This is a genomic window from Chryseolinea soli (assembly GCF_003589925.1).
Taxonomy (GTDB): domain Bacteria; phylum Bacteroidota; class Bacteroidia; order Cytophagales; family Cyclobacteriaceae; genus Chryseolinea; species Chryseolinea soli.
On sequence record NZ_CP032382.1, the window covers coordinates 6004671 to 6020797 of the forward strand.

Here is a 16127-nt window from a genome sequence, read left to right on the forward strand (position 1 = left end):
CCGATCGACACTTCACCCACACATCAACCTCAAAACGAAGAAAATGAAAAACAGGATCAAAGACCTTTTCGCAAGCGGAAAAGGAAATATATTGTCAGTGTTCTATACGGCAGGCTTCCCCACGTTAGACAGCACGGCGGCTATTGCCACAGCCCTGGAGAAAGGCGGTGCGGACATCATCGAGATCGGCATTCCCTATTCTGATCCGGTGGCCGACGGACCGACCATCCAGGAAAGCAATAAAGTGGCACTGGAGAATGGCGTAACGTTGCCTAAAATACTAGAACAAGTAAAGCTCATCCGCAAGACGGTTAAAATTCCCATTATCCTGATGGGCTATGTAAATCCCGTCATGCAATACGGCATCGAGCGCTTTGCTAAAGACGCCGCTACGGCTGGGGTAGACGGTGTAATTTTGCCCGATCTGCCGATGGACGCATTTCTGGCCGAATACAAAACCACCTTTGAGGCCGCCAACCTCAGTAACACGTTCCTGATCTCGCCCACCACCTCAGAGGAGCGCATTCGCAAAATCGACAACGAGACAGACGGGTTCATCTATGCAGTTTCAGCCTCCAGCATCACGGGCGCTCGCGGCGAGTTCGCCGATACACAGCTGCAATATTTTGACCGCTTGAAGAAGATGAAGTTGAAAAATCCTTTCCTCATCGGCTTTGGCATCTCCGATCATACCACGTTTGCTAAAGCATCGTCCTATGGTGCTGGGGCCATTGTGGGCAGCGCGTTTATCAATTTGCTCAAGAAATCCACCAACGTCGCCGCCGACAGCGAGGCGTTTGCCATCTCACTTAAAAATAACGCCAAGTCATGATCATTCAATTGCAACCGTCGATCGCAACGGCCGACAAAGAAGCGATCATCGCGAAGAGCAAAGCCCTCGGTTATAAGACCACCGAAGTAAAGACGCAAGAGCATGTTTACCTGGTGGGCATCGGCAAAAAAGAATTCGACATCCGCCTGCTGGGACACATGGCAGGGATAGCCGACATCCACCGCGTTTCGGACGACTACAAACTGGTGTCGCGCAAATGGAAAGTAGACCGTACCCATCTCGATCTGGGTGACGGCGTGATCATTGGCGACGGCACCTTGTCCATCATGGCCGGCCCGTGTTCGATCGAAAACGAGGCGCAGGTGCAGCAAACCATCGACCACCTGGTGGCGCAAGGCGTGCGCATTATGCGGGGCGGTGTTTTTAAACCCCGCAGTTCACCCTATGCCTTTCGCGGGCTTGGGGTGGACGGCCTGAAGATGTGGCATACGCTGGCGCGCAAGGCAGGCATGAAGATCATTAGCGAGGTGATGCAGGTGAGCCAGATCGCGGAGATGCATGATTATGTGGATGTGTTCCAGGTGGGCGCGCGCAACACGCAGAACTTTAACCTGCTCGATGAATTGGGCCGGGTAGACAAAGCCGTGATGATCAAACGCGGCATCTCAGGCACGATCGAAGAATTGTTGTACTCCGCCGAATACGTTTTTGCCGCCGGCAACGAAAAGCTTTTGCTGTGCGAACGAGGCATCCGCACCTATGAACGCGCCAGCCGCAACACCCTGGATATAAACGCCATCCCGATCCTCAAGGAGAAGACACATTTGCCGGTGATCGCCGACCCGTCGCACGGTATCGGCATCCGCGAGTATGTCGAGCCCGTGGCCCTGGCCGCCGTCATGGCGGGCGCTGATGGTGTGATCTATGAAACCCACCAAAAACCGGAAGAGGCCGCTTCGGATGGACAACAAACGCTGGACTTCAAGGAATCGGAAAAACTTATCCGCAAGCTCCGAAAGGTGTATGAACTGCGTGAAAATTTTTAACAGACTTAATTTCTTAATTCCCCTATGACCGTCTACGGCATAAAAAATTGCAACACCGTGAAAACCGCGATGGACTGGCTGAAGCAGCACAACGTCGCCGTCGATTTTCACGATTACAAAACCAAGGGCATCACGGCCGTCAAACTAAAAGAGTGGAGCAAGCAAGTAGGGTGGGAGAGCCTCGTGAACAAACGCGGCACCACCTGGCGCCAACTCGACGAAACCGAACAGGCCAAGGTGACCAACGAAAAAGCAGCCATCGAATTGATGACGGAAAAGACGAGTGTCATCAAACGCCCGCTCATCGAGAAGGACGGCAAAGTAGTGGCACTAGGCTTCGACGAAGCTGCCTATGTAAAAGCGTTTAAAAAGTAGAGCTGCTAGACGGGCAATAAGATCCTGAACGTCGTTCCTTGATGGGGAACGCTTTCGACCTCGATCGATCCATTCAATTTTTCAACCTGCTGTTTCACCAGGTAAAGTCCGAGACCCTTACCGGGGATGTGGTCGTGGAATCGCTTATAGAGTTTGTAGAGGTCATTTTGATAGCGTTTCAAATCGATGCCCAAACCGTTGTCAGTCACCTCCAGAATGAGCGTGCGGTCTTTCAATACCGAGGTGATATGGATCGTTGGCTTTCTTTCCGGCGAACGGTATTGAATGGCGTTGCTGATCAGGTTGTACAATATGCTGCTGAGGTAAGCCCGGATGGAAACAAACGCTTCGCCATGTTTGAAATCATGGGTGATCGCGATGTTGTTTTCCACGATAAACGTTTTCAACGATTCTGTGATCACCGACAACACCTCGTCCAGCAACACGCGTTCGTTGATGTTGAATTTATCATGACGGATATCGATGATCTTGTTGAGGTCCTTGATCACCGTTTCTAGCGACAGCGCCGATTGCTCGATCAGCTTGAGGATGTGTTTTTTGTCATCCGCGTTCTCGGTGAGGTTGATGATGTTGATCAGGCCCAGCAAACTGGCTACGGGTCCCCGCAGGTTGTGCGATACCGTATATGAAAATTGTTCCAATTCCGAATTGCGCGATACCAGCTGTTGATTGGTTTGCACCAGGTCTTGTTTCTTCTCGGCCAACAATGCTTCCAGCAACTCGTTTTGGTTTTCGAGCTCCACCTTTTGCTCTTCGATCTTGTGATTGGCCATCACCAGGCTCTCCTGGCTTTGCATCAGCTCTTCGCTTTGCGCCTGGATCTCTTCGTTCTGTGTCTCAATGTCCTGGTTCAGCCGGTAGAGATCGCGGTTGTTCTTTTCCAGTTGGGCATTTTTATCGTTCAGGTTGTCGATGAGTCTTTCGTTGAGCAATTCGAAATCCTCAAAGAGGTTCTTGAGAAAGACCACGCTTCCCATCAGAAACAAGCCGGCTACCAGAATGGTGAGGTTGTTTCCGAAGTAACGATAAAAGCCATATTCGCCGTTGCGATCGGAGCTGAGATAAAATAGGATGGGGTCGATCGTCACCAGGATCAGGATGTTGATGCTCACGGCGGGAATGAGCAGCCTCCGTTCACGAATGCTGAAGACCATCAGGGGAACGATGCTGGTGGCCAAGACCATGCAAAACAATTGCGGACTGCGGGGCAGATAGTGAAACAGGTCCGGATTTTTCCAGCGCGGCAGAAAAAGAATGGCGCAGCAAGCCACCGGCACCAACACGCTGAGGATGAAGCGGCTCAGGTTGAAGCGCCGGGCGTCATTCAACACGAGGATGCCCCCCAAGACCACAATCACACCGAGGTTGATCGACGACCCAACGCTGAGGTGTCCGTGGTTGCGTATGAAAGCATGAAGAAACGTAATGCTGGCCAGCACGACCGTGATCATCACCAGGGCATTGGTGAGCACGATGGTGCGCATGAGCGAGCGCGATAGGGCACGGTGAATGCCCGCATACAAAATTCGTTGGATAAAACTTTTCAATGTAACGTGGTCAATTTTTTTGGTTGGCAAGGTGGGCTTAGGATGAAATCCAGTCAACACCTTTTATTAACAAAGCCTGTGTCGCCGCCTCGGGTGAGTCCGGTGCGGGCACATGATTATATTCCCATTGCGCTTGAGGCGGCAGGCTCATGAGAATGGACTCTGTGCGTCCATCCGTATCCAGCCCGAACTTGGTGCCGCGATCCCACACCAGGTTAAACTCTACATAGCGTCCGCGTCGAAGGTATTGCCATTGCTTTTCTTTTTCCGCGTACGGCAATCCTTGATTCTTTTTCATCAACTGGGTATAGATCGGAGCAAAGGCAGATCCCACGCTTTTCACAAACTCAAAACGCGTCGCTTTGGTGTGGGGCGCATCGCCTTTCAGGTAGTCAAAAAATATGCCGCCAACACCGCGGGTTTCGTTCCGGTGTTTGATGAAGAAATAGTCGTCGGCCCATTTCTTGAAGTCATTGTAGTAAGCAGGATCGTGACGGTCGCAAACGGCTTTTAACTGCGTATGAAAATAATGCGCATCTTCCGGAATGACATAATGCGGCGTGAGGTCGATGCCGCCACCAAACCACCAGGTGCCGTTGCTCATTTCAAAATAGCGCACATTCATGTGAATGATGGGCACCATGGGATTGTAGGGATGCAAAACAATAGACACCCCTGTGGCAAAGAAATCGGGATGCACACCGGGCTCGAGGGCCATGGTCTTCAACACGGGCTCCGGCGTCTTTCCCCACACGGCCGAAAAATTGACGCCGCCTTTTTCGATGATGTTCCCGCCGGTGAGTACCCGGCTCACGCCGCCGCCACCACCGGGCCGTTCCCAGGGATCGCTGATGAATTTTGCCTTGCCGTCCGTGACTTCTAACTGTTCGCAAATGTTTTGCTGGAGTGAGGTGAGCCAGTCGCGTATTTCTTCTTTTGTGGGCATCGTGGACATTCCGTGCAAAGGTATGAAAGGCAGGTGCGAATAAGAAGGATTGTTTCCAAATTTCCACAGCGTTCATTCGCCGTTCATCACATACTTCAGGCTTGGATCAATCGTTTGAATAAAGTGAAATATGTATCTTTAACGCGAGACCAACCCAGTTCAACATGTCCCTGACAACCCCATCACCGGCGCGTCGGAAGCTGAAGCCCGAAGTAGACCGCGAAATTCTGATGAAGGCCTTCGCGCTGATGTGCCAGGCCCGTCGCATGGCCGAGACGTACGACGAGAAACGAGACGTCTGTGGTAAATATGTGCACAGCACTTCCCGTGGCCACGAAGCCATTCAATTGGCCACCGGTCTTCAACTGACCGCGATCGACTACTTGTCTCCCTACTATCGCGATGAGTCTATGTTGTTGGGAATCGGATTGTCACCCTACGAGCTGATGCTGCAACTGATGGCCAAGCGCGACGATCCCTTCTCCGGCGGCCGGTCTTACTATGGACATCCTGCCCTTCGGCGAGAAGGTTTTCCGACCATCCCACATCAAAGCTCGGCCACCGGCATGCAGGCCATCCCGGCCACCGGCATGGCGCAAGGCATTGCCTACCTGGAATCACAAGGACTAAAGGAATCCAGCGGCGCGCTGGTAGTGTGCTCGTTGGGCGACGGCTCCGTGACCGAAGGTGAAGTAGCCGAAGCGTTTCAAATGGCCGTCCTGAAAAAACTGCCCATCCTCTACCTGGTGCAGGATAACGGTTGGGGTATCAGCGCCACGGGCAAAGAGATGCGCACGATGGATGCCTACGAATATGCAGGCGGATTCAAAGGGATGGACCGCATGGCGATCGACGGCGCGGACTTTATCGACTCCTACCTGGGTATGAAAAAGGCCCTGGAGACGGTGCGCAAAAAAAGAAGCCCCATGCTGGTGCACGCCACGTGCCCGCTATTGGGTCACCATACATCGGGTGTACGAAAGGAATGGTATCGTGGCGACTCGCTGGAACAAGCGCGTCAGAACGATCCCATCGATCGCTTGCGCGAATATCTCTTGCAACACGGCGAAACCGAGGAAATCTTGTGGGCCATTCAAACCGAAGCCGCGACAAAAATTTCAGAGGCCTACGAACGTGCAAAAGAATCGCCCGACCCGTCGCCGTCTGATTTTGATACGCACGAATTTGCGCCGCCCACTATCGTCACCGAACAAGGCGAACGGCAACCCGATGGCGGCGAAAAAGTACTCATGGTCGATGCTGCCCTACACGCAGTGGACGACCTCTTAAAAAATCATCCGGAAGCTTTGTTCTATGGCCAGGACGTGGGCCGGCGGCTCGGTGGTGTGTTTCGCGAGGCGGCAACGCTGGCGCAAAAATATGGCGATGAGCGCGTATTCAACACGCCAATACAGGAAGCCTACATCGTCGGGTCCACGGCAGGCATGTCGGCGGTGGGAGCGAAGGCCATCGTGGAGATACAGTTTGCGGATTATATCTGGCCTGGGATGAACCAGTTGGTGGAAGAGCTTTCGAAGAGCTGTTACCTCTCGCATGGAAAATTCCCCGTGCAGTCGCTCATTCGCGTTCCCATCGGTGCCTATGGCGGCGGTGGACCTTATCACTCCGGAAGCATAGAGTCGACGTTGCTGACGATACGCGGTATAAAAGTGGTGTATCCATCGAACGCCGCCGACATGAAAGGCTTGTTGAAGGCATCCTTTTACGATCCTAATCCCGTGGTGCTATTGGAACACAAAGGGTTGTATTGGTCGAAAGTACCCGGCACCGAAGAGGCCAAGACCATTGAACCGGACGCAGACTATGTCATCCCCCTGGGTAAAGCAAACGCGGTTCAATGGGCCGACGAAGAAAAAGTAGCGGAGGGATCAACCGCCGTCATCATCACGTATGGCATGGGCGTTTATTGGGCAAAGGAAGCCTCCCGTTCATTCGAGGGACGGTTGGAGATCATAGACTTGCGCACTTTGAATCCCATCGATTGGGAAGCCATCACGCTGGCCGTAACAAAACACGGCAGGGCATTCGTGCTCACCGAAGAACCCTTGCTCAACTCCTTTGCCGAATCGTTGGCCGGCCGCATTCAAAAGGAATGCTTTCGCTCACTCGATGCCCCTGTATGGACCTTGGGTGCGGCAAACCTTCCGGCGGTTCCACTCAATGTCGGCCTGGAGAAAGCCATGTTGCCCAACGCCGAAAAGGTCAGGGACGCTGTGGAAACACTCCTGAATTTTTGACGATCACAACGTAATACCTATACGCTGTTTAGAAACCACCGGGAGTATGTATTTCATAAAGCCAAATCCCTGGCAGCGAGCCCATAAACCGGTTATCCATCCATCCCGAAAGGGTTGTGAAAATAATTGAAATTAATGCATATTTGATCGACTTGAACCGGGTCATCTACCGGTCTTAAAAAACGCATTATGAAAAAAACAGGACACACCAAAACACGCATCGCGTCGCCATACGTTTTGTATGCCGCTTTCACCGCTCTCATGATCTTCCTCTCCGCCGTTGGCGCATATGCTCAGGAAGCCCCACGCCCCATTGAAGGACGCTGGGACATCACCGTCGACCAGGATGGCAAATCCCTTCCGTCGTGGCTGGAAGTTGAACATTCGGGCAATCATACCCTGGTGGGCCGTTTTTGTTATGCTTTCGGCAGTGCCCGTCCCATCTCCAAAGTGAATTTTGCCGACGGCAAGTTTAGCTTTGCCATCCCCCCGCAATGGGAACCCGGCACCAGCGACATGTCGTTCGAAGGCAACGTGTCGGGCGACAAACTCACCGGCACGATGGTGTATACCGATGGCAAGACCTATAACTGGACCGGGGTGCGCGCGCCCTCACTCAAAAGACAAAGCGAGCCGGTTTGGGGTGCTCCCATAACGTTGTTCAACGGCAAAGACCTGAAGGGATGGCACGCACAAGGCGCCACAAACCAATGGGTGGTGGAGAACGGTGTTCTGCGCAGCCCCAAATCCGGATCCAATCTGCTGAGCGATCAAACCTACAATGATTTCAAACTGCACCTGGAATTCCGCTATCAAAAGGGCAGCAACAGCGGCGTGTACTTGCGTGGCCGCTATGAAGTGCAAATCGAAGACAGCAAAGGCAGAGAGCCCTGGTATGGATATCTTGGCGGTGTCTATGGATTGATCACCCCCAGCGAAATGGTGGCCAAGGACGCCGGCGAATGGCAGACCTACGATATCACACTCGTGGGCCGCCACGTAACCGTGGTTGCCAATGGCAAGACCATCATTTCAAACCAGGCCATTGCCGGCCCCACGGGTGGTGCCATCGATAGCAAGGAAGGAGAGCCCGGTCCCATCTTATTTCAGGGCGACCATGGACCGATCGATTTCCGCAACATCGTGATCACCCCTGCAAAATAACATACCCATAGCAAGGCGCAGAGCGATACTTTGCGCCTTGCTATTTTCAATACATCACACCACGATCGAAAGCTTGTCACCCGTTGAAAGCGTGATGGGCTCTTTCAAAATGATCCTGATCTCCGCACCTTCTTGTTGAACATCTGCCAACAGCGTTTGTGCGCCGGCCCTCACCGTTGCGGATTTTACTTTACCACCTTCTATTTTCTCCACAGCAATTGTTTGCAAGGTCAACGAACCGCATTTCACCTCCAGGTGATGCTCTTGTGATTTACCGGATTTGTTTTGGGCGTAGGTGCCCCAACCCTGGGCAACGGTGAAAGGGGCCTTGAAGGCTTCCTTCTGGAAACGGGGCGCAAATTTTATATACTGCTTTGGCCCATGATATTCAAAGCCGCAGGCGGTGATGAAAGTGCCATAGCTGGCCATGGCGCGGGCATAATGGTCGCTGCACTCCACTTCGTTGAAAGGATTGCGTTTGGCGGCGTGGTAGCGGTCGTGAATGGTCCGGGTTAGGATGAGCGACTCTTCTGTCATGCCCTCGGCCATCATGTGGGCTGCGACCTGGTGTTCGAAGCCGCTCATGCACTCGTGGAAGTAGGTGACCTGCCACGCATCTTTCACACCATAGGGCAGGGGATCGCGTTTGGGATTGGTGTTCATGATCATACCCCCCTCACCGGGCAACGCATACGGCCGGCCGCCGTGATGTTCTTTCAAATACGGACCGACATCCGTGGTGAAATTATATTTCCACAACGCATGCAAGGCGGAGAGCGTCTTTTGCCTGTCGATCACCCGACCTAAACCAACCTGGTGTGCCCAACTCTGGCCATACACCTGGTCGATGTGACACGTGTCGTAGGAACCGATCACGGTCTTGCCTTTGGTTGCGTCGGGGCGGTGAATGAAGTATTCGCCGTTGAACAACAGTTTCTCCAGGTTGGCTTTGCCGGTATCCACAAAAGTTTGGCATTGACGGGCAAAAGCTGTGTCGTTCATCTCTTCGGCCATGCGCTGGCCGGCTTTGATACACGCCAGCCCAAGCCCGACAATCCACGCGATTTCTCCCGGCCATTTGGCGTCGAGCGTGTTCTCGAGTTGGGTGTCGATCATGCCGTCGCCGTTGGTGTCCTGTTTGAGCACAAATTGAATGGCTTGTTTTGTACGGGGCCAATTGCGTTTCAGGAAGGCGCCGTCAGCGCTCATTTGGTGTTCGCGGTAGATGCCCAATATCCTTCCGGCCTGGCCATCGATGGAAGGTTGTTCGTCATATTCGCCGCGAAAGCCGATATGACCATCGTCGTGAAAGGCAACCCCTAAGTCTACACGCTCGCGCGTGTCGCGTTCCAGCGCGGGGAAGATGCGCGCCATGGCATGCGCATATTGCCACACGTGATTGCACGTGCCGGGACAACTTCCCACACCTTCCCAGGCGTAGAACCTCCCGGATTGAAAACGGTGACAGGTGGTGGTGGCCAGTGTTGAAATGTTGAGGAACGTGCGCTCCAGGAACCAATAAGGCAGCGTGCTTTCGCGATACCATGTGTCGCACCAGAGATTGGTTTGCGTAGAGAGCTTTTCAAAGTGTTGGCGAATATAGTCCGCTACTTCCACAGAAGATTTGAAGCGGTTGGCATAATAACGACCGCCCTCTTTTTTCAGACTTTCAAAGGTGAGGTTCGGATAATACCAGGCGATAACATAGTGCTGGGTTTTTGTTTCGCCGGCCTTCAGGGCAAAATCATTTCCTACGCTGGCAATGGATGCGTTGCCGTGTTCGGTCTTGCTTTGTTCGCGATGATCGGCGGTGAAGAAGCCATCTGTAAATTCAAGTTTAGCCGCGGTGTTGATCCTTGTATTTTCGTTTAGAGAGGCCAGGCAAAAATTGCCATAGTCATGGGCGCTCTTAAAGGGTTCATCCGCCCAATTGTAGCTGTCGGTATACTCCAGCACGGCCGAAAGTCCGTCCTTCGCAGAAGCTTTGTTTACGCGGAAATACTGCTGATCGATGGCTGTGTATAAACACGATTTGTTCTCCAGCCACCCCGTGATACTGATCTTTACCGGGGTATTACTTTTATTTTCGATCGAAAAACTGAGTATGGTGGCGGGCAGACCTGAATCATCTTCATCCAATGGGATAAAGGGTGAATAAGCTTTCAACACCACAGCCACCGGTAGAGCAGGATCGCTATAGCGGATGGTGGCCATCGGATAGGTGGCTTCGAAAGCAATCTCTTCCCAATCCTCCTGTTGCAGACGCTTGATCACGGTTTTTCCTTCGTACTCCAGGCGAATGGCAAAGCCCTGCTCCAGCGGACGCACGTCTTTCACGGGCTCCACATAGTTAGCCCCGTCAAACGGGCGCACGTAGTCAAAGTTGAATTGAATTTTTTCGTGCCAAGGGATATTCTTATAGACCACACCCGTTTGATTCTTGTTGAACACATCCCACAGCCAGAGCCGGCCATCGCCACCCAGGTACACCATGCCGGTCTGGATGCCCCCCACGGGCATGCCGATGTAGGCGAGCTCGTTCCGGCTTTTCAAATAGGTGGTGGCCGTGCCGCGATCATAGAGCGACCTGATCCATTTGGCATCCAGCTTTTTTTCAAGTTGTGCGCCGGGATTCTCTTTCTTGCCGGGAGTGGTCGTTTCACCGAAATTGGCATAGGGCACTGCCAGCATTCCCGCAGAGATCAAGCTGGATTGCTTTAGGAAACTTCTGCGTTTTATGAAATTGTTTTTCATGGGAGCGTGGTCGTTAAAACGTGTCTGGAGGTTGCTAGTCAAACTTAATGAAAAGCAGGAAGGAGTAAAAATAAAGCCTCCTCGTCCATGCGTGAAAGCTTGCCATTGGCCATTGCGAAAGCGCGGAAAAATTGATTTCGATGCGAGTGAATATTGTTCCCCCGGCAGTCCTGATCTGAATTTAAGGTTTCACGGTCTTTAACATGTCGTGAACGGCTGTGAGGTCTTTGAGGGTTAAGTCGTAACCCATGCGGATATAGCGAATGGTGATCTCCGAGTCGATCTTAATGATGCACATCACGTCGTTGTGAACGACCAAGGCATAGCGATTGTTGGGAAGGGAGGAGAAGCCTCGGTTGAAGGTCTGAATGGCGGCAGAAGAGAAGCCGATGTCGATGTAGTTTTTCTTTACCACGGGGTCGTATAGGATGTCGGTGATATAGTCGACCTGGTCGAGGTTTAGGATAGGCTTCTTTGAAATGCATACTTTGGCACCCCCGATGAGCATGGCCACCTCATTTTCGCAGTGCACTCTTTTCGAAGAAGGGGAAAGCATGTACACACCCTCGTTGTGCTCCTGCACGTGGGGTGTCCAGAGCAGCAATATCCATAGATATGCGAGGGGCGAGATCACAGGTATTTAGTAAAGTTCTACATTCGAGATCAACGGGCAAGCCCGGGCGGCAGTTATGTTTACCCGTATTTTTTCCGCCTGCGCGGGATCTAATTTCAAGATGCGTTTGTAACCGATCGTAGTTCCCTCCGCCAGCGGATGCCATGCGCCATCGTGAAAGCTTTCTACGGTAAAAGATTTCACGCGCTGGCCCAGCTTGATGTATTCCTGCAGCAGTATAAATTTAATCTCCTGCGATTTGTTCAACGCGATCTCGAACGTTCCGGTGGTTTTGTCGTCGTCGGTGGCCCAATAGGTTTCCGGGTTTCCGTCGGTGGTGTTGGCGGCGGCGTATTGATCGGCCTGGCCGCGGTAGTCTTCGGCTTCGGCTGGAGCGTGCAGGATCAGGTTGGTCTTAAAGGCCGCGTCCAGCAGCGCGCGCCATCCCTGCAGTGCTTTGATGTCATTTTCATGGATCAGTCCGCGGCGGTCCGGGGGCACGTTCAGGAGCAGGGTGGAGCCTCGTCCCACGGAGGTCAGGTAAATTTCGAACAGGCGCTCCGGTGTTTTCACAAGCGAATCCTCTTCAGCGTGATAGAACCACCCCGGCCGGATCGAAACATCCACTTCGGCGGGCACCCAATTTTTTCCTTCCGGGTCGCCTTCGTTCAGCAACTTCTCGATGCCCGCTTTGCCCGCAAACAAGGTGTCGGTGCTGATGGTGTTCCAGTTGGTCTCGCCGGCCAATCCTTTTTCGTTCCCTACCCAGCGGACACCGGGTCCGGCGTCGCTGAAAAAGAGAATGTTGGGCTCCATTTTACGCACCATGTCCAACGTGGTGGGCCAGTCATAATAAGTAGCGCCTTTGATCTTGCGCATTTCACGCTTGCCGCCATAGTAGCCATCGCCACCGTTGGCACCGTCAAACCACATTTCCACGACCGGGCCATACGCCGTAAAAAGTTCTTTCAACTGATTGCGATAATAGTCAACATAAGCCGGTGTGCCATAGTCGGCACGATTGCGGTCCCACGGCGATAAATAGATTCCAAATTTCAGGTCGTGCTTTTTGCAGGCCTCCGACACGGCCTTCACCACGTCGCCATGACCGCCTTGAAACGGGCTGTGTTTCACCGAGTGTTCGGTGTATTGGCTGGGCCATAAACAAAAGCCGTCGTGATGCTTGCAGGTGAGGATGGCGGTCTTGAATCCGGCATCTTTCAGTGTGGTAATCCACTGGTCGGCGTCGAACTGGGATGGATTGAAAATGGAAGGGCTTTCATCCCCATAACCCCACTCTTTGCCCGTAAAGGTATTCGTGGTAAAGTGAATGAACGCATTGGTTTCCATGGCATGCCATGCCAGCTGTGAGGCTGACGGCACCGGGCCGAAGGGTTGGGGTGGTGCCACCTCTTTGGAAGCACACGAAAACAAACAGAGCACTGGCAGAAATATCCCGACGGATCGCATAGGAAAACATTTTCCGTGAATATACAGAAATGCGTTTTACACGAAACACCCTCGCGCGTATTTATTGGATTTGTGACAGCGCTTCTTCAACGGTGTGCACCGGCAGACGGCAAGTCTTGTTGTAACACACGTATAACGTTGGTCTATCCCCCAAGACGGGTTTGTCCTGCAACAGTGGAAGATTGCTTTTGTCTTCTGTTCCCTGCACCAAGGCAAAGGGCAAATACTGTTGCCCCCATTCCCGGCGCACGGCGCTCAAATCCTTGCCCGTCATAACGATCTCCGCCATCCCTTTCCGGACTTCGGTGTGTGCTATCGCCCACTGGGACATATAGTTCGGTTCCGACTTCACCAGATGCGACAGGCTCTCCGTCATGGCCACGGCCATCTGCTTCCAGCCGTCGTTATCCAAAAGCGTTCCGGCGTGAAAAAGGTTTTGCGCCATGATGGCGTTGGAGGACGGGATAACGTTGTCGAAGATCTCCTTTTTACGGGAAAGCAGGGGCTCTGCCGTCAGCGAAGAATAATAAAAATACCCATCGGTGGCGTCATAGAATTGCGCCAGCGTGTAGCCAATCAGTGCGGCGGCGCGATGCAGCCATTCTTCCTCGAACGTGGCCTGGTATAGTTTCAATTGGGCCTGGATCACATACGCATAATCGTCGAGGAAGCCGGTGGTGACACTGTGCTTGCCTTTCCAGGAGCGATACAGGACATCGCCGTTTTGCAGGGCGGTCGTCAGAAAGGTCATGTTCTTTTGGGCAGCTTTCAAAAATCTGTCGTCGGCAAAAACGCGGTAGGCATCCACCAGGCCGCACACCGTCATGGCGTTCCAGGCGGTGATCACCTTATCGTCCAGCCCAGGCCGGATCCGTTTGGCGCGCGCGGTGTGCAAGATCTTCTTGGCGCGGTCCAGGATAGCCTTCCAGGTTTCGGCGTCCAGGTTATGTATCTTCAGGAAGTCCGCTTCGGGTTTGTGGCGGGTCAGGATGTTGTTGCCATGTTCCCAGTTGCCTGCTGGTTTCAGGTCATAGTAGTCCGTCAGTAAAGGCTCATCCTTACCCAACAGATCCTGCCATTCTGCATTCGTCCACACATAGTATTGTCCCTCCACGCCTTCGCTGTCGGCATCCAGGGCGGAGTAGAAGCCACCCAGGGCGTGTGTCATTTCTTGTTGGAGCCAATCGAAGGTTTCATATACGGTTTCCTTGAACCGTTCGATCCGGGTCACGGCATATGCTTCGGAATAGAGGCTTAGAAGTTGTGCGTTGTCATAGAGCATTTTTTCAAAATGAGGGGCGAACCAATAAGGATCCACCGAATAACGCGCAAATCCACCGGCGAGCGTATCATAAATTCCTCCCGCCGCGGTGCGTTGCAACGTAATGACTACCTGCTGAAGCGCGGCCTCATCTTTGGTGATGTAATGATAGCGCAACAAAAAAAGCCAAACGGAGGGCATGATGAATTTTGGTGCACGGTCCATGCCACCCCACTGCGTGTCGAAATGCGCTTGGAGCTTTTTGAAAGCATCGGCGAGATCGGCGGTCAGTCCTTCGCCCTGGTAGGGTTGCTTGAAGCGCTGCACATCCGAACGAAGCAAATGCAACCGCAGCTCTTCGGCGGTGTCTTCGATCTGTGCGCGATTTACCTGGAAGGCTTTATGGATATTTTGCAGCACCTGCACCCAGGAGGACGGAGAAAAATACGTGCCGCCAAAAAAAGGTTTTTGCTCGGGGGTAAGAAACACATTCAGCGGCCACCCGCCGTTAACACCCAGGGCCTGAACGGCCTCCATATAAAGCTGGTCGATGTCGGGCCGTTCTTCGCGATCCACCTTGATACAAACAAACGCATCGTTCATCACCGCAGCGATGTTGTCGTGCTCAAACGATTCGCGCTCCATCACATGACACCAATGACACGACGAATAGCCGATGCTCACCAGGATAGGCTTTCCTTCGCGTTGTGCTTTTTCCAGGGCCTCGGCTCCCCATTCATACCAATCCACCGGATTGTGGGCATGCTGCAGCAAATAAGGCGATGTGGAATGGATCAGGCGGTTGGTTGATGGGGACATGTGGTTTATTAATTATAGAAGTTGTGATTTTACAAAAGCGATCTCTTTTTCCAGCGGCACCGTGGCCTGCAACGCTTCCAATTTTTTTAAAGTGTCGTTTAGAAATCGCTGGTGTGCTTTGGACGACGTGTGAAACGGACGATGCACCAATGCGGCCCGGATGTCGTTCCATTGCTCGGCGAATTTTTTCAGGGCATCCGAAAAATAGCGGTGGCCAAAATGTTGCCAGATATAGTCTTCCGCCACCTCGGTGGGATGGATCAGGTCGGCCTTATAATAGCGGTAGTCGCGCAGGTCGTCGATCATCATCTCATAGGCGGGAAAGTAATCGACATTCGGATGCGTCGTGGAGAGCGTATGGCAGGCGGTTCGCAACACGGCCTTGCTCACGCTGTTCAGTTCCAGGGTATCTTTTACATGTCTGACGGGGCTCACCGTGAGGATGATCTTCAAATGGGGATTGAAGGTCATCAACTCCTGATACAGGGTATCAAACGAATCCACGATCTCCCGTTCCGATAGCAATACTTTTTCAAAATCCTGGCCGGGCATTTTATGACAGTTGGCCACGCGCTCGCCGGTGTCTTTTCTGATGTATGTCCAGGCGGTTCCATAGGTGAGGATCAGCCATTGCGTGTCTTTGAGGAAGTAATGGACCGATCCGATGACCTGTTTTAGCGTTTGCCGAAGTTTCTCGGGGTCCAGTGCAGAGATTTCTGAATGAAAGTCATAATTTAGGAAGACGTCGTGGTGTTGCAGAAAGGTTTGTGGCGGCGGCATTTCGTTGAAAAGAGCGTAGCGCAAAGCTTTGTGGATAGCGTGAGGGTTGTAGAGGACCCCAAAGGGATTGGCCATGACCGTCATTTTGGAGGACAGCATGCGTTCGCCCATGCTGTGCGCAAAACACGAGCCCAAAGTCAAAATCTTGTCGTAAAGACCTATCTGAGGGGTCTTTGACGTCATGCTAACGATTGTTCGAAAGTGATCCATAAAATTATGTTTCCGCAAACACTTGAAAATTTCGAGCTTTTTGTAATACTTTAGCCTTTGATAAGCAATT

The 16127-nt window shown here is 52.6% G+C and carries 12 protein-coding genes; 5 read left to right on the forward strand and 7 right to left on the reverse strand.

Annotated features, from left to right (window positions below; genetic code table 11):
* Positions 1-43 precede the first annotated feature (43 nt).
* From trpA to D4L85_RS25180, 3 genes are read left to right on the forward strand one after another with little or no spacing between them, the layout of a single operon-like run.
* Positions 44-832, forward strand: coding sequence for a tryptophan synthase subunit alpha (trpA, locus tag D4L85_RS25170; protein ID WP_119756902.1), 789 nt, complete (start codon positions 44-46; stop codon positions 830-832).
* Positions 829-1839 carry a bifunctional 3-deoxy-7-phosphoheptulonate synthase/chorismate mutase gene (locus D4L85_RS25175; RefSeq protein WP_119756903.1) on the forward strand — a complete coding sequence of 337 codons (1011 nt, stop codon included), beginning with the start codon at positions 829-831 and terminating at the stop codon, positions 1837-1839. The genes trpA and D4L85_RS25175 overlap by 4 nt, the downstream gene beginning before the upstream one ends.
* A 57-nt stretch (positions 1840-1896) precedes the next feature.
* The gene (locus D4L85_RS25180) at positions 1897-2214 is read left to right on the forward strand and encodes a Spx/MgsR family RNA polymerase-binding regulatory protein (protein ID WP_236849090.1); all 318 of its coding nucleotides are present in this window, start codon (positions 1897-1899) and stop codon (positions 2212-2214) included.
* Between the two features lie 5 nt (positions 2215-2219).
* Here the strand turns inward: D4L85_RS25180 and D4L85_RS25185 are convergent, their stop codons facing one another.
* Together D4L85_RS25185 and hemF are read right to left on the reverse strand one after the other, a co-directional pair.
* Positions 2220-3782 carry a sensor histidine kinase gene (locus D4L85_RS25185; RefSeq protein ID WP_160143988.1) on the reverse strand — a complete coding sequence of 521 codons (1563 nt, stop codon included), beginning with the start codon at positions 3780-3782 and terminating at the stop codon, positions 2220-2222.
* A 37-nt stretch (positions 3783-3819) separates the two neighbouring features.
* The gene (gene hemF, locus D4L85_RS25190; protein WP_119756906.1) at positions 3820-4737 is read right to left on the reverse strand and encodes an oxygen-dependent coproporphyrinogen oxidase; all 918 of its coding nucleotides are present in this window, start codon (positions 4735-4737) and stop codon (positions 3820-3822) included.
* Between the two features lie 155 nt (positions 4738-4892).
* Between hemF and D4L85_RS25195 the strand changes: the two genes are divergently transcribed.
* Both D4L85_RS25195 and D4L85_RS25200 read left to right on the forward strand, forming a co-directional pair.
* Positions 4893-6986 (forward strand): alpha-ketoacid dehydrogenase subunit alpha/beta, encoded by a 2094-nt coding sequence (locus D4L85_RS25195; RefSeq protein ID WP_119756907.1) that lies wholly within the window; start codon positions 4893-4895, stop codon positions 6984-6986.
* Positions 6987-7175: 189 nt separating this feature from the next.
* Complete coding sequence (locus tag D4L85_RS25200; protein ID WP_228450621.1) at positions 7176-8150, forward strand: 3-keto-disaccharide hydrolase; 975 nt, start codon at positions 7176-7178, stop codon at positions 8148-8150.
* A gap of 54 nt (positions 8151-8204) precedes the next feature.
* Here the strand turns inward: D4L85_RS25200 and D4L85_RS25205 are convergent, their stop codons facing one another.
* The 5 genes from D4L85_RS25205 to D4L85_RS25225 form a co-directional block, all read right to left on the reverse strand.
* The gene (locus tag D4L85_RS25205; RefSeq protein WP_119756908.1) at positions 8205-10904 is read right to left on the reverse strand and encodes a GH116 family glycosyl-hydrolase; all 2700 of its coding nucleotides are present in this window, start codon (positions 10902-10904) and stop codon (positions 8205-8207) included.
* Between the two features lie 181 nt (positions 10905-11085).
* Entirely contained in the window at positions 11086-11538 is a 453-nt protein-coding gene (locus D4L85_RS25210; RefSeq protein ID WP_119756909.1) for a hypothetical protein, read from the reverse strand.
* A 6-nt stretch (positions 11539-11544) separates the two neighbouring features.
* Positions 11545-12987 (reverse strand): alpha-L-fucosidase, encoded by a 1443-nt coding sequence (locus tag D4L85_RS25215; RefSeq protein ID WP_119756910.1) that lies wholly within the window; start codon positions 12985-12987, stop codon positions 11545-11547.
* A gap of 61 nt (positions 12988-13048) precedes the next feature.
* Positions 13049-15067, reverse strand: coding sequence for a thioredoxin domain-containing protein (locus D4L85_RS25220; RefSeq protein ID WP_119756911.1), 2019 nt, complete (start codon positions 15065-15067; stop codon positions 13049-13051).
* 12 nt (positions 15068-15079) lie between these two features.
* Complete coding sequence (locus D4L85_RS25225) at positions 15080-16030, reverse strand: GSCFA domain-containing protein (RefSeq protein ID WP_160143989.1); 951 nt, start codon at positions 16028-16030, stop codon at positions 15080-15082.
* Between the last annotated feature and the right edge of the window lie 97 nt (positions 16031-16127).

Excerpts from the sequence above, each read along its gene's own strand:
- D4L85_RS25200 (WP_228450621.1), top strand. The coding sequence starts at position 7,176 with ATGAAAAAAACAGGACACACCAAAACACGCATCGCGTCGCCATACGTT.
- D4L85_RS25225 (WP_160143989.1), bottom strand. The coding sequence starts at position 16,030 with ATGACGTCAAAGACCCCTCAGATAGGTCTTTACGACAAGATTTTGACT.
- hemF (WP_119756906.1), bottom strand. The coding sequence starts at position 4,737 with ATGTCCACGATGCCCACAAAAGAAGAAATACGCGACTGGCTCACCTCA.
- D4L85_RS25175 (WP_119756903.1), top strand. The coding sequence starts at position 829 with ATGATCATTCAATTGCAACCGTCGATCGCAACGGCCGACAAAGAAGCG.
- D4L85_RS25195 (WP_119756907.1), top strand. The coding sequence starts at position 4,893 with ATGTCCCTGACAACCCCATCACCGGCGCGTCGGAAGCTGAAGCCCGAA.
- trpA (WP_119756902.1), top strand. The coding sequence starts at position 44 with ATGAAAAACAGGATCAAAGACCTTTTCGCAAGCGGAAAAGGAAATATA.
- D4L85_RS25205 (WP_119756908.1), bottom strand. The coding sequence starts at position 10,904 with ATGAAAAACAATTTCATAAAACGCAGAAGTTTCCTAAAGCAATCCAGC.
- D4L85_RS25220 (WP_119756911.1), bottom strand. The coding sequence starts at position 15,067 with ATGTCCCCATCAACCAACCGCCTGATCCATTCCACATCGCCTTATTTG.
- D4L85_RS25215 (WP_119756910.1), bottom strand. The coding sequence starts at position 12,987 with ATGCGATCCGTCGGGATATTTCTGCCAGTGCTCTGTTTGTTTTCGTGT.